The following is a 12,978-nucleotide window of genomic DNA, read 5'->3' on the forward strand; positions in this document are numbered from 1 at the left end:
GCGTGAATAACCCTGAAACAGTGCAGTTCAGCGCCTTAGTTGTTGTTTTACTCTTACTGTTCTTCTACGGAGGAACCTTCTTTATTTCCACCCGAATCGGAAAGAAGAAGGAAAACGCCGACGGCTACATGACCGCCGGGAACAAAATTGGATTCGGAATTTCTGCGGCGAGTATGACCGCCACCTGGATTTGGGCCTCATCGATGTATGCCTCGGCCACATCCGGTTACACCTACGGAATCTCGGGCCCCATCCACTACGGATTATGGGGCGCCTTGATGATCCTGTTCATTTACCCTTTTGGCAAGCGTATCCGCAAAGTGGCTCCGCGAGCCCACACCTTGGCTGAAGTCATGCACGCCCGGCACGGCCGTTCCAGCCAGTTGATGCTCGCCGGCTCCAACGTGGTCGGCTCCGTGATTAGTTTGATGTCGAACTTCATCGCCGGTGGTGTACTGATTTCGATGCTCTCGCCGTTCAACTTCATTCAGGGCGTGCTATTTGTTGCAGCCGGTGTGCTGCTGTATACCCTCTGGTCTGGTTTCCGCGCCTCGGTATTGACCGACTTCGTCCAAGTGATGGCGATGCTCGGCGCGGTGGCCATCATCGTCCCGGTGATTTTCTTTGCCGCAGGATTCCCTGCAGCCTTTGAAACCGGCGCCCAAAACCTCACTCCGCAGCAGTCCAACTTCTTCTCCTCCGAGGCTTTCCTCGGCCAGGGTGCACCATACATTGCGGCCGTCCTGGCATACGCCATCGGTAACCAGACCATTGCGCAGCGCTTGTTCGCGGTGCGTGAGGACCTGATCAAACCAACCTTCATCACCGCCACTATCGGCTATGGGGCGATGGTCATCGGCGTAGGAATGCTCGGTGTCCTTGCGCTCTACGTCGGCTTCGAACCGACCGGTGGGGATATGAACAACCTCATCCCAGAGATGGCCGCTAGCTACCTGCCCGGAGTGCTGGTAGCGCTGTTCTTCATTATGATCATCGGCGCGTTGTCCTCGACCGCGGACTCCGATCTGTCCGCGTTGTCCTCGATTATGATGGCCGATGTCTACGGGCAGAACATCGCCGGCAAGAGCAAGGCTGATCCGAAAAAGATGCTCCTGGTGGGTCGCGCCACCATGGTGGTGGCCACCGCCCTGGCCGTGGCTTTCGCCAGCATGCAACTAAATATTCTGGATCTGCTTGTCTTCGTTGGCGCACTTTGGGGCGCCCTCGTCTTCCCGGTGCTGGCCAGCTTCTACTGGAAGAAGGTCACGAACAAGGCCTTCACCGTCGCGGTGCTGACCGCGTTGGCCATCTTCATTCCGGTGCGATTCGAACTGATCCCAATTAATAACGTCACCGGGATCGTCATTGAACTGCTGTCGGTTATTGGTATCGGCGTGGTGCTGGCGCTCATGTGCTTCGGTTTCTTCGGACTGCGTGTGGCCAAGATCGTCGGTGTTGTCGCGATGCTGATCAGTGCGCCGTTCGTCTTCGGATTCCTCCGTGACTACACCACCCTCAGCGCCTCTCTTATCGCTTATGCGGTGAGTACGATGGTCTGCTATTTCATGTCGGTGCGTTCGAAGATGGACTTCGACTTCTCGGTGATCGCCGAACGGACTGGCAACTTCGATGTGGAAGCAGAAGTTGCCGAGGTCGCTCAGGGCGGTTCAGCCACCGCCAACAAGAACTTAGGAGGTAAGTAAATGTCCGTGCTTGGATTGACAATCTATGTACTGGTTTGGCCGGTGATCGTGGCCTTGGTGATGTTTTTCATCGGCCGGGCATTCTTGAAGGAATGGGCCGAAGCCCGTCGCAACGGCGAAGATCTGATTTGAGCCCCTGCTTCTCCGATATAACTCAATAGTGTTGCCGAGCCCCCGAACTTCCGTCAAAGGTCGCTTTCGGGGGCTCGGTTCCATTGCGGCGTGGCACCGGTGATCCCAGGAAGCGGCAACGAATTCGGGCCGGGTATTGCTCGATTGGTCCCGCTAGCGCATGCTGCCCTAGCCTAGACACGTCTGCCGAACTAGTCCGCGGGCAGATGGATGTTGGCTGTGTAACGTCCAAGAATCGAGCAACACGCGCCCTAATTCGGACAGTTGGGCGTGGTGCGCCGATAGGGTTTCTGTTAACTGGTGCACGTAGACCCGTGGTAAGTTCCTTCCGCGGGATCGTCGCATCCCACCGTTAGCTAGCGATTGAAGACATGATTAAATTCGAAAATGTCTCGATGGTCTATGAAACAAAGCAGGGTAATGCCGCTTTGCGTGATGTGAGCATCGAGATTGACCGAGGCGAATTCGCGTTCCTCGTCGGCGAATCAGGATCCGGCAAGTCGACCTTCTTGAGTCTGATCCTGCGCGAAAAACGCTCCACTAGCGGGGCGGTCTACGTGGCGGGACAGAACCTGAACCGCATTCCCAGCTGGCGTGTGCCCAAATTGCGTCGCGATATTGGTTTCGTCTTTCAGGACTTCCGACTGCTGCGCGAACGCACGGTCTTCGATAACGTGGCCTTCGCCATGGAAGTAATCGGAGCCTCGCGTAACCAGATTCGTGAACGTGTCCCGGAGGCCCTGAAACTGGTGGGACTGGTGGATAAGGCCCGCCGAAAGCCCACCGAACTATCCGGTGGTGAGCAGCAGCGTGTGGGTATCGCCCGCGCCATCGTTAATAAACCATCGATCCTCTTGGCCGATGAGCCCACCGGTAACTTGGACCGGAAGAACAGTCTGGACGTGATGAACGTTCTTGACCGGATTAATCAGAACGGCACCACCGTGCTGATGGCTACCCACGCCCACGAACTGGTCAGCGACTATAAACGCCGGGTGATCGAGCTGAGCAAGGGTGAAGTGATTCGCGATGAGTCCGGCGGCTCTTACATGCCGATGACCACCGTCATCAAGCAAGATGGTTCGCGCGAAGTACTGTTTGGTGAGACCAAACAACCCGCCGCCGACGAAGCAACGGAGACTCCGCAGCTGCCTGCAACCGAGACGAAGGACGATGAGAAATGAGGCCAGGATTCATCCTCCGCGAGGCAGGAAAGAGTCTGAAGCAGAACATCGTCATGGTGGTTTCGGTGGTTCTGGTGACCTTCGTATCGCTGACCTTCGTTGGTGCCTCGGTATTGCTCCAGTTGCAGATTAACCAGATGAAGGGCTACTGGTATGACCGGATGGAAGTGGCGGTATTCCTCTGCGACACCACCTCCCAGGAACTGAACTGCGCTGGCGAAGCCGTCACCGATGAGCAGCGGCAGAACATTGAGGCGATGCTCTCCAGCCCCGAACTCGAACCGTATATTAAAGAATTTGCGTATGAGTCGAAGGCCGAGGCGTTCGAGCACTTCCAGGAACAGTTCGAAAACTCACCGCTGCTTAATCAGTTGCAGGAGGGACAACTTCCCGAGTCCTTCCGGATTGCACTGAACGATCCGGAAAAGTATCCGGTCATTAACGAAACTTTCTCCACCGTGCCCGGGGTAGAGTCGGTCATCGACCAGCGAGAACTGTTGGAAAAGGTCTTCCAACTGGTGCGCGTTGCTTCTGCTTCAGCCGCGGTTGTCGCCGGAGTGATGATCGTTTGTGCGGTGCTGCTGACCGGTACGACCATCCAGCTTTCGGCTATGCATCGACGACTGGAAACCACGATTATGCGTTTGGTCGGCGCGTCAAAGACCTCGATCCAGTTACCGTTCATCATCGAAGGGGTAATTGCCGCGGTGATTGGTAGCCTGCTTGCTTCGGGGACGCTCTGGCTGTTGATGAAGTTCTTGGTCGAGGACAAATTAGCTAGCGAAAACCTTGGCGTAGCGTTCATTTCAACAAGCGAAGTACTTCTGATCGCACCCGGACTGTTGCTTATAGGTATCGTTTTGGCAACAATTTCATCAGTGGTAACGTTGAAGCGGTACCTGAAGGTCTAGCCTGACCCTCAGCCACCCCAAGAGCTCGATCATTCAAACTCGGTAAGGAGCACTATGCTGTCTCACGCGGTGCGAAGTAAATTTCTCCGCGCGGCCATCGGCGGCGCTCTAGCCCTGACGATGTTGGTCCCAGCAACCATCGTCGCGGCCGATGAGCTTGATGAACGTAAGAAACAGATCGAGCAGAACCTCGATTCGCTTGAAGAGGATATGGAAATCCTCGATGCGAATATTCTTGAAACCGACCGAGAGCTTCGTGAGCAGCAGTCCCGGTTGCCAGGTTTGGAACAAGCCTTGGCCGATGCGCAAAGCCGGGTGGCTAATGCCCAGGCAACCGTCGCCGATCTCAATGATCGACTGATTTCCGCCCAAGCCACGCGTGATCAGTTGGTGGCCGAAATTGAAGAAAATGCGCTGAAGCTGGAAGAAACCCAGTCGACGATCTCGCAGATCGCGGCCGAAGCCTACAAGCGTGGCGGGATGTCCGATGGTTTGGACATGATCCTCAATATCGAATCGGCAACCGAAATCGCTGATGGGATCACATTGGCCACGAAGGCGCTGCAGTCGCAAAATAGCGTGTATAACGATTTGGCACAGCAGAAAGCCACCGACGAGAACAACCAGCTGCGCCTTGAAGCGGTCGAGAAACAGATCGCGTCGCTGAAGTCCGAAGCTGAAGCCGCTTTGGCGCAGGAAGAAATTGCCCGCGATGAAGCCTCCCAACATAAAGCAGAACTGGATCAGTTGATATCCAGCACGCAAGCGCTCAGCAGCCAGTTGGAGGCGGAAAAGCCGCGTATTCAGCAGCGCATCGCCACCCAGCAGCAAGAACAGTCCGCGGTGAACGCTCAAATCAAGGAACGGCAAGAGCGTCTGATTCGGGAAGCGGCTGAGCGAAAGAAACGCGAGGAAGAAGCCGAGCGTAAGCGTCAGGCCGAAGCCAAAAAGAAGTGGGAAGCTGAACAGCAGCGCAAGGAAGAAGAAGCCAAACGTAAAGCCGAACGCGAGGGTACCAAGAACAACTACCAACGCCCGAAATACCAAGCTCCGGAACCGAAGACGGTTACCGAGCCTAGCAGTTGGGGACTGATCAAGCCGGTCAATAGTGGTCGTATAACTTCCGGATTCGGTTGGCGGCCAACTCCGGCGGGAACTATCGACTACGGTGGACGCGGAGGCTATGTCCATGCCGGTATCGACTGGGGCTTCGGTGGGCGCTGTGGTGAACCAATTCGTGCCGCGGCCGATGGCCAAGTCTGGATGGCCGGCTGGGGTGGTTCCTCGGGAAATAAGGTCACCGTCTCTCATGGTGTCGTCAAGGGCAAGGCTCTTGCGACCAATTACCACCACATGTCACGGGTCGCCGCCCGCGTCGGTCAGTCGGTGAAACAGGGCGAGGTCATCGGCTATGTGGGTACCACCGGTAACTCCACCGGCTGCCACCTACACTTCGAAACTGTGATTAACGGCCGAGCCGTGAACCCATTGGGACTTCTCTAGGGCTAGACTTGATCGATGTGTGCGAACAAATCGTATGCACACTTCAAGGAGTGCCATGGCTAAGAAGAATGAAGTAAACAAGGTCATCGCCAGTAACCGCAAGGCGCGGCATGATTTTGAGATTCTCGATACCTATGAGGCCGGAATGGTGTTGACTGGTACCGAGGTTAAGTCTCTGCGTGAAGGTAAAGCCTCGTTGGTGGACGGTTTCGGCCAGTTTTACCGCGACGAGCTGTACATCGAGAATATTTACATTCCGGAGTATCTGAACGGTTCGTGGACCAATCACGCGGCCCGTCGACGACGCAAGTTGTTGCTGCACCGTCAGGAACTGCAGAAGATTGAACGTAAAATTTCCGAAGCTGGACTGACCGTTGTGCCGCTCAGCCTGTATTTCAAGGACGGCCGAGCCAAGCTGGAAATCGGTGTGGCCCGCGGTAAGCGCGAGTTCGACAAGCGACAGACATTGCGTGAAAAACAGGATAATCGTGAGGCGCTACGTGCGATGCGTGAACGAAACCGCGGATCGGTGTGATCTGTCACCTAGTGAGTGGGATTCTCAACCTCGGTGAGCTAAGATGGAATATCGCATCATTTGATGCAGTTGTCTTTGAGCGATCAAAGGTTGACAACAAAATACGGGGATGATCGGTTTCGACGGTGTGAGTCGCGACAGATGAAGCGGGCCGAGGACGCAAAGTTATCTCGTAAACGCTCTTTGCAAAACAATAAGTGCCGAATCTAAGCGCACTGACTTCGCTCTCGCTGCCTAAGCAGCCAGACAGTCCGTTAGCCAGGGGATGCTATCGCCCCTGTTCCTAACGTCATTTAGATAGCCACTGCGTCGAGTGAGGGTTACCGGCACCTGACGCACAATTTAGGTAACTGTGCCTGGATCAGCCACTTGTTTGCGTGATGGCTGGGGCAGAGAAAATCCGCAGCAAACTGCGCCCGGAGAAGACCTGGCAACACCACAGCGGACGGGAGTTCAATTCTCCCCATCTCCACAGAGTATGGCCTCGGAATTACGATAATTCCGGGGCCATTTTCGTGTTTACTCAGAATGCGTCGGGTCAGAGCTACAGCCGTGTTGAGGACAAGCTCAGCTGCGTTCCTTCCCCACTTGTCCACCCATAGTTCACCGGATTGCCGAGCAGGCTCTCCCCTTGCGTTGCGAGCGCGCAATGCCCCAAAGCGAGGCGAGGCAAATTACTTCCGGGTGGGGTTCTAAGATGTAGGTGAACTTTGTTTTTTGGGGAGGCCAGGATGAAGAAGCTGAGCGGTTCGGTGCTCTTGATGCTGTTTTTTGTTGTGGTGGCGGTTGCTGGTGCGGCCGCGCTAGCCATCGGCGGTATTAATGTGGTGCAACGCGCGGTGGGTGCGCACACTCAGGAAGCGCGTGTCGCGGCAGAGGAACGCAGCCCGGAACCCAAAACCGCAGCTCAGGGAACCGAGTCGCTGCCCACTGAGCGCGCGAGCGGAGCGCAGGGCTCAGAGTGGGCGAACGATCAGGTGAATGCTTGGCTGCAGGCCCACGGCGCCGCGGACGTCGCAGAGCTGGCCGAACCTTACCGCCAGGTGCAGGCCTGGTATAGCTCGGCGCCCGGTGAGCTGGCTCTGCTAGCCGACTCCGCTACGCTCAGCGACGTCGAAGAGCTGGAACAGATCGCCGAGGATGTTTTGCAACGCTTGGCCGCAAAACCTCAACTGCAATCGGTCAGTGTCTCCACCAGCGATGGCAAGCTGACGGCGGAGGCACACCGCTAATGATCAAATGTGGCGTAGTAACCAGCGCTCCACGGTGTGGAGTGCTCGCGGAGCCCGGGTAGAAGCCATAGACTAGGAAGCGCGCGTAAATAGCGGAACTGTGCCGAAACGGAGTGGGAATAGAGCGATGGGAATGAAGAAGTCCTCGCAGGTGTCTTCCGGTTTACTGGCTACCTATGCGGCGGTGTCCTTCACCCTCGAAGTTGGACTCTTGGTTGCCGCCGGTTTTGCCGCCCTGACCTTCTTGAATTTCGCGCCCATAGTCTCCGCATTGATCATCGTGATCCCACTGCTGCTGCTCTGGTCTCTGCTGCTTTCCCCGAAGGCCGTGGTGAAACTGCGGTTGCGCACCCGGCTGGTGCTGATTCATCTGGTGTACGTGATCGGTGCCTATGTGCTGTGGCTGAGTATCGCCCACACCGGATACACCCAGTATCTATTCTGGCCAGCGGTGATGCTGGGGCTAACCGTCCTGAGCGTCGTACTCATTTTCCTGTCTAGGGGACGGGTGGTGCCGCATCCGCGAGCCGAACGCAAGGCGGAGGCTGAGATTCGGAAGGCTCGCAACCTCACGGCCGCTAAGCCCAGCGGACGACGCGCGGCCCGCTAACTCGCGAACAGTGGGCACCGGGTTTTGGTTGCACCGCAGGTTTGTGGTGGCCGCAGTCGGAGCTATCCCCACACCGTGCCGAGTGCGTAGCCGAGCCACGCACTGAGTAGTCCGAAACTCAACGTCGCGGCCAGGTAACACCAGCCACGACTACGCTGCTGCGCTAACAGGGTGCTGACGCCGAGGAAAAGCGTGCTCACCGTGCTCAAGGCGGCGCACAGGCCGGTGGCCACGATCCAGAGTCCAGCTTGGGCACTGAAGGCCTGAGCGCTTGCCGCCCACTGCTGGGGCAGCACCGAGATCCCGTGCTGTCGGGCATAGCCAAGCACTAGCCCGAGCACGAAGGTGCCGGCCAGATTGGCCAGCAAAATACCTACCGGCCAGCCCCGCCACGGACTTTGCCCGGCAGGGGAGCGTGGCGTAAAACGCTGTTCCAGCAGCAACCGGAGAACCGCACCCAGAGCGCCAGCGACCAACAACAATATCCAGCTCAGCATCAGGCACCCCGGACAAAGAACGTCGTCGTGAGTTTTTGGGTCAGCCATACCGCCAGCAGGCAGCACCACACCGTGATCGCCAGATAGACCACATACGTCCAGATCGGGAGTTGGGCAAAGAGCAGCATTATGCTGGAGAAGGTCGTGAACGCTCCGGCGAATCCGGTGCCGATTCCGGCCCGGAGCCAATCCGGCAGCTGGCGGTACTTCGCGTAGGTGCTGAGCCAGGCCAACAGTACACAGCCTAGAACGTTGATTCCCAAGGTGGAGATGGACCACGGATCGTCGCGAAACACCCACCAGAGGCCGGCGCGTGCCCCGGTACCCAGCGCACCGCCCAAGGCCACCGCGGCGACCACTACCGGGGTCAACGGTTGTGCGGGTGTGCCGGGGGTGGCATCAGGCATGGGCGTATCTTCCCGTCACGCGAGCGAACAGCCGATGCGCACTGACTTGCCCGGGATAGTCTGCCACAGCGCGGGATTATTTAGTTGGCGCGCAGGTACGGCAGGATCGCCTCGTGCAGCTGGCCATTGCTTGCCAGCGCGTTACCCCCGGCCAACCCGTCGACCCCTTCAATGGAGCTGAAACGTCCGCCGGCTTCACGCACAATCGGGACCAGGGCAGCCATATCGTAGAGTTCCAATTCTGGTTCGAAGGCCGCATCCAGAGCGCCTTCGGCCAACAGCATGTAGCTGAAGAAATCTCCATAGGCGCGCGTGCGCCAGACGCGATCAAAAAGTTCCAAGAGGCGCTCCCGGCGACCCAATTCCTTCCACCCACCCAAGGAGGCGTAGGACAGCGATGCATCGGCCAGTTCCGCGACCTTGGAGACATGTAGCCGGCGGGGTTCGGCCAGCCCCGGTTCGGTAGCCCAAGCACCCAGCCCGCGGCCGGCGAACCAGCGCCGACCCAGGGCTGGTGCGGAAACCACACCAAGCACCGGTTCCTCATCGACGGTCAACGCAATCAGCGTGGCCCACACTGGAACCTTGCGCACGAAGTTCTTGGTGCCGTCGATCGGGTCGATCACCCAGCGTCGGGCGCTGGAGCCGTGCACGCCGAATTCCTCGCCAAGCACCGAATCCCCGGGGCGCAGCGCGGCCAGTTCGGCCAGGATGAGCTCTTCGGCGCCACGGTCGGCATCGGAAACCGGGGTCATATCCGGTTTGGTCTCAACCTGCAGATTATTCGAATGGTAGCGTGCCAGCGTCAACGCATCGACCTTGTCGGCCAACGCGAGTGCCATGTCCAGATCTTGATCGAGGGTGTAAGTCATTGTGCGGTGTGGTGCTAGAGGGCACCGAGCTCCTTTTCGTGGGTGGTTTCATCGGTGCTGACTAGTCGTCGGTAGGAGGCTAGTCGGGCGCTGGCCGAATCCGGGGAGTCGGGGGACTGCGCCCAGCTTTCCACCGCGCAGCCAGGTGTCTGCGCCAGATGGGTGCAACCGCGCGGACAGGCGGTGGCTACCTCGGCGAGCTCCTCGAAAGCGGCCAGAATGTGCTCATGGTCCACCAGCCCGAGCCCGAAGGAACGGATGCCGGGGGTGTCGATGAGCCAACTGCCGGGCGCCTCGGGGATTCTCAAGGCTAAAGCGTTCGATGAGGTGTGCCGGCCGCGGCCGGTGACGGCGTTGACCCCACCGGTGGCGCGTTGCGCCCCGGTGAGCGCGTTGACGAGCGTGGATTTGCCCACCCCGGAATGCCCCAGGACCACCGAAACCTTGCCGGTGAGCAGGGCCCGCAGTGCTTCCAGGGCTGCCACATCGAGTCGGGCGCTGGAACCGTCGGCACCGCGCGCATCGACCCCGGCATCATCGGCGGTGGTCCGCGAGATCACCACCGGGAAGTCCAACCCCGTGTAGTGGGCCAGAAAATCTGCCGGGTCAGCCACATCGGCCTTGGTCACACACAAGATCGGGGCGATCCCCGCATCGTAGGCAGCGACCAGGGCACGGTCCACGAACCCGGTGCGGGGCTCCGGATTGGCCGCGGCCACCACAATCACTAGTTGATCCACATTGGCCACCACCACCCGTTCGGTGGCATCGGTGTCATCGGCGCTGCGTCGCAATAAGGTGTGACGATTTTCGATGCGCACCAGTCGGGCGAGCGTGTCCGGGTTGCCGGAAGTATCACCGACCAACGCCACCAAATCCCCGGGGACGATGGCTTGGCGACGCAGTTCGCGGGCCCGGGCAGCGATCACGATGCGTTCGCTGGGGGTATCTTCGTCCAGGATTGCGGTGTAACGCCCACGATCAACGGTAATAATCCGCCCGGTTTGTGCCTTGTCATAGCTGGGGCGTTCCTTGGTGCGCGGGCGGCTGCCCTTTTTATTCGGGCGGATGCGCACATCGGATTCATCCCACTCCCGGTAACGACTCATTGCCCAGGCTCCGCCACCGACGGATCCGCGTCCGGGCCCGGGTCCGTCGTTGAGATGCCGGTGGCGCCCGCGGTATCCACCATGGCCTGCCACATCTGCGGGAAATCGGGCATGGTTTTGGCGGTGGTGGCGATGTTTTCCACGCGGATCCCGGGGATGACGAGCCCCAAGATAGCGCCGGCGGTGGCCATGCGGTGATCTTCGTAGCTCAGCAGGTCTGCCGGCCGCGGTGCCCCGGGGGTGATGCTCAGGCTGTCGGCATCCGCGTGAACCGTGGCGCCGATGCGTCCCAGTTCGCGTTGTAGCGCATCGAGCCGGTCGGTTTCATGTCCACGCAGGTGCCCGATCCCGGTGAGTTTGCTCGGCCCCTCGGCCAGTGCGCAAAGCGCGGCCAGAGTCGGGGTGAGTTCGGCAGCGTCCGCGTAGTCGATGGGCTTGATCACCCCGTTGCCGTGCACGGTCAGCGTCGAATCCTCGGCTAACTGCACCGTGGCACCCATGCTGCGCAGGATCTGTACCCAGCGTCCGCCGATCTGCGTGGTGCTTTGCGGCCAGTGCGGGATTCGCACGGTGCCGCCGGTCACCAGCGCCGCGGCCAAAAACGGTCCGGCGTTGGAGAGATCTGGTTCCACGCTCACGGTAAACGCCGGAACCTTCGCTTCGGGAATGCTCCAACCCCGCCCGTCGGCATCGGTTTGGACATTGACCCCCAAATCACGCAGGGTCTGCACGGTCATTTCAATATGTTCGGGGCTGGCCACCGGTCCTTGCGCAGCGCGTAAATTCAATCCCCCCGGCATCCCCGGGGCGGCGAGCAGCATCGCCGAAATAAATTGCGAGGACCCTGAAGCGTCGATGAGTAGCTCATCGCGTGCGGTGAACGTCGCCGGGTCGATGCTGAAGGGTAGGTAGCCCGGTTCGTTGCCGTAGCTCACGCTGACCCCCAAACCGGCCAGCGCATCGAGCACCGGTTTCATCGGGCGCACCCTGGCCCCGGCATCGCCATCAAAACTCACCTGGGCTCCCAACGCGGCTGCCAGCGCCGGAACGAAACGCATCACGGTTCCGGCCAGTCCGCAGTCGACATGTAATTGCCCCCCGGGGGCAGCGGTCGGCGGGGTGAGGTACACGGTGGTGCTGCCATCGGGCTGATTCTCCCGGGTGATCCGGGCCCCCAGCGCGGTCAGAGCGCTGAGCATTAGTTCACTGTCGCGGGAGATGAGCGTGTTGTGAATGGTGCACGGGCCGTCGGCCAATGCGGCAAGTACCAAATATCGGTTGGTCAGCGACTTCGACGCGGGCACCAGCACGGTGGCGTCGATGGGTTCGGTGGGGGAGGGTGCTTCCCACAGCGGATGATCGCTTACAGGGGCCGATGCGGTGTTGATGGGACTTCCTCCATTTGACGCTTCTACGGACGGTGCGGACGGTGACAGAAACCATCCTCCACGCAAAATTCTACCGCGGGGTGCGGGAATTTTCCGCTGTGCGACCGCGTTGTAACGGTTGTCAGCACTTGGGAAGGAAATATGGGACAAACTGCATGCGCCAAGCCGCAACTGGCGGCCACACCCCAAAATGCGCCGCAACGCGTAGACTGGGCGGTGATGACCGAGCATACTGCGGGTTCCGGCTTGCCCGACCCCACCCAGGAGACCGAAGCTGAGCGTCGTGAACGTTTTGAGCGCGACGCGATGGCCTATGTGGACCAGTTGTACTCCGCAGCACTGCGGATGGCACGTAACCCGGCCGATGCCGAGGATCTTGTCCAAGAGGCTTACACCAAGGCTTACTCCGCCTTCCACCAGTACAAGCCAGGTACCAATCTGAAAGCCTGGTTGTACCGGATCCTGACCAACACCTACATCAATCTGTACCGGAAACGGCAACGCGAACCGCTGCGTACCTCCACGGACACGGTTGAGGACTGGCAGATGGCCAAAGCCGCGGAACACACTCCCTCCGGTTTACGTTCGGCCGAGACCGTCGCGCTGGATCGGTTGCCGGATTCCGATGTGAAAGCCGCGCTGCAATCCATCGGCGAAGATTTCCGTTTGGCCGTCTACTTTGTGGATGTGGAGGGTTTCAGCTATAAGGAAGCCGCCGAAATTCTCGGGGTGCCGATCGGTACTGTGATGTCCCGGCTGCATCGTGGCCGCAAGAATTTGCGTGAACTGTTAGCCGATTACGCTAAAGATCGCGGATTGTCCGCGGCTGCGACATCGGCGACCGGCAAGGCCAGCTCCGCTGAGCAGGCCGCATCTAAGGGAGGAGCGAAATAAC

Annotated in this window: 14 protein-coding genes and 1 other RNA gene; 10 read left to right on the forward strand and 5 right to left on the reverse strand. The window is 59.2% G+C overall.

Features of this window, described 5'->3' with window-relative positions; translation table 11 throughout:
- Nucleotides 1-2: 2 nt before the first annotated feature.
- The 9 genes from ACQQZ8_RS05450 (at nucleotide 3) to ACQQZ8_RS05490 (ending at nucleotide 7,810) form a co-directional block, all read left to right on the forward strand.
- Nucleotides 3-1,703, forward strand: coding sequence for a sodium:solute symporter family protein (locus ACQQZ8_RS05450; RefSeq protein WP_431711666.1), 1,701 nt, complete (start codon nucleotides 3-5; stop codon nucleotides 1,701-1,703).
- A complete protein-coding gene (locus ACQQZ8_RS05455; protein ID WP_431711667.1) occupies nucleotides 1,704-1,835 on the forward strand; it encodes a putative transporter small subunit in 132 nt (43 codons plus the stop codon).
- A gap of 371 nt (nucleotides 1,836-2,206) precedes the next feature.
- Nucleotides 2,207-3,019, forward strand: coding sequence for a cell division ATP-binding protein FtsE (gene ftsE, locus ACQQZ8_RS05460; RefSeq protein WP_431711668.1), 813 nt, complete (start codon nucleotides 2,207-2,209; stop codon nucleotides 3,017-3,019).
- Nucleotides 3,016-3,930, forward strand: coding sequence for a permease-like cell division protein FtsX (gene ftsX / locus ACQQZ8_RS05465; protein WP_431711669.1), 915 nt, complete (start codon nucleotides 3,016-3,018; stop codon nucleotides 3,928-3,930). Before ftsE ends, ftsX begins: the two co-directional genes overlap by 4 nt.
- Nucleotides 3,931-3,984: 54 nt before the next feature.
- Nucleotides 3,985-5,433, forward strand: coding sequence for a peptidoglycan DD-metalloendopeptidase family protein (locus tag ACQQZ8_RS05470; RefSeq protein ID WP_431711670.1), 1,449 nt, complete (start codon nucleotides 3,985-3,987; stop codon nucleotides 5,431-5,433).
- A 55-nt stretch (nucleotides 5,434-5,488) separates the two neighbouring features.
- The gene (gene smpB, locus ACQQZ8_RS05475; protein ID WP_431711671.1) at nucleotides 5,489-5,968 is read left to right on the forward strand and encodes an SsrA-binding protein SmpB; all 480 of its coding nucleotides are present in this window, start codon (nucleotides 5,489-5,491) and stop codon (nucleotides 5,966-5,968) included.
- A gap of 105 nt (nucleotides 5,969-6,073) precedes the next feature.
- Nucleotides 6,074-6,443: a transfer-messenger RNA gene (gene ssrA / locus ACQQZ8_RS05480) on the forward strand.
- Between the two features lie 256 nt (nucleotides 6,444-6,699).
- Complete coding sequence (locus tag ACQQZ8_RS05485; RefSeq protein WP_431711672.1) at nucleotides 6,700-7,200, forward strand: hypothetical protein; 501 nt, start codon at nucleotides 6,700-6,702, stop codon at nucleotides 7,198-7,200.
- 127 nt (nucleotides 7,201-7,327) lie between these two features.
- Nucleotides 7,328-7,810, forward strand: a complete 483-nt coding sequence (locus ACQQZ8_RS05490) for a DUF2568 domain-containing protein (RefSeq protein WP_431711673.1) — start codon at nucleotides 7,328-7,330, stop codon at nucleotides 7,808-7,810.
- 62 nt (nucleotides 7,811-7,872) lie between these two features.
- Here the strand turns inward: ACQQZ8_RS05490 and ACQQZ8_RS05495 are convergent, their stop codons facing one another.
- From ACQQZ8_RS05495 to aroA, 5 genes are all read right to left on the reverse strand, one after another.
- Complete coding sequence (locus tag ACQQZ8_RS05495; RefSeq protein ID WP_431711674.1) at nucleotides 7,873-8,307, reverse strand: fluoride efflux transporter FluC; 435 nt, start codon at nucleotides 8,305-8,307, stop codon at nucleotides 7,873-7,875.
- Nucleotides 8,307-8,714, reverse strand: a complete 408-nt coding sequence (locus ACQQZ8_RS05500; RefSeq protein ID WP_431711675.1) for a FluC/FEX family fluoride channel — start codon at nucleotides 8,712-8,714, stop codon at nucleotides 8,307-8,309. Before ACQQZ8_RS05500 ends, ACQQZ8_RS05495 begins: the two co-directional genes overlap by 1 nt.
- 80 nt (nucleotides 8,715-8,794) lie before the next feature.
- Nucleotides 8,795-9,586 (reverse strand): inositol monophosphatase family protein, encoded by a 792-nt coding sequence (locus tag ACQQZ8_RS05505; RefSeq protein ID WP_431711676.1) that lies wholly within the window; start codon nucleotides 9,584-9,586, stop codon nucleotides 8,795-8,797.
- 14 nt (nucleotides 9,587-9,600) lie between these two features.
- Nucleotides 9,601-10,695 (reverse strand): ribosome small subunit-dependent GTPase A, encoded by a 1,095-nt coding sequence (rsgA, locus tag ACQQZ8_RS05510; RefSeq protein WP_431711677.1) that lies wholly within the window; start codon nucleotides 10,693-10,695, stop codon nucleotides 9,601-9,603.
- The gene (gene aroA, locus ACQQZ8_RS05515) at nucleotides 10,692-11,999 is read right to left on the reverse strand and encodes a 3-phosphoshikimate 1-carboxyvinyltransferase (RefSeq protein ID WP_431711678.1); all 1,308 of its coding nucleotides are present in this window, start codon (nucleotides 11,997-11,999) and stop codon (nucleotides 10,692-10,694) included. Before aroA ends, rsgA begins: the two co-directional genes overlap by 4 nt.
- A 225-nt stretch (nucleotides 12,000-12,224) precedes the next feature.
- On the opposite strand from aroA, the gene ACQQZ8_RS05520 reads away from it, so the two are divergent.
- Nucleotides 12,225-12,977 (forward strand): sigma-70 family RNA polymerase sigma factor, encoded by a 753-nt coding sequence (locus ACQQZ8_RS05520; RefSeq protein WP_431711679.1) that lies wholly within the window; start codon nucleotides 12,225-12,227, stop codon nucleotides 12,975-12,977.
- The last annotated feature ends 1 nt before the right edge of the window (nucleotide 12,978 follow it).

Origin of the sequence: Glutamicibacter uratoxydans (assembly GCF_050753455.1) — a bacterium.
Lineage (GTDB): Bacteria > Actinomycetota > Actinomycetes > Actinomycetales > Micrococcaceae > Glutamicibacter > Glutamicibacter uratoxydans_A.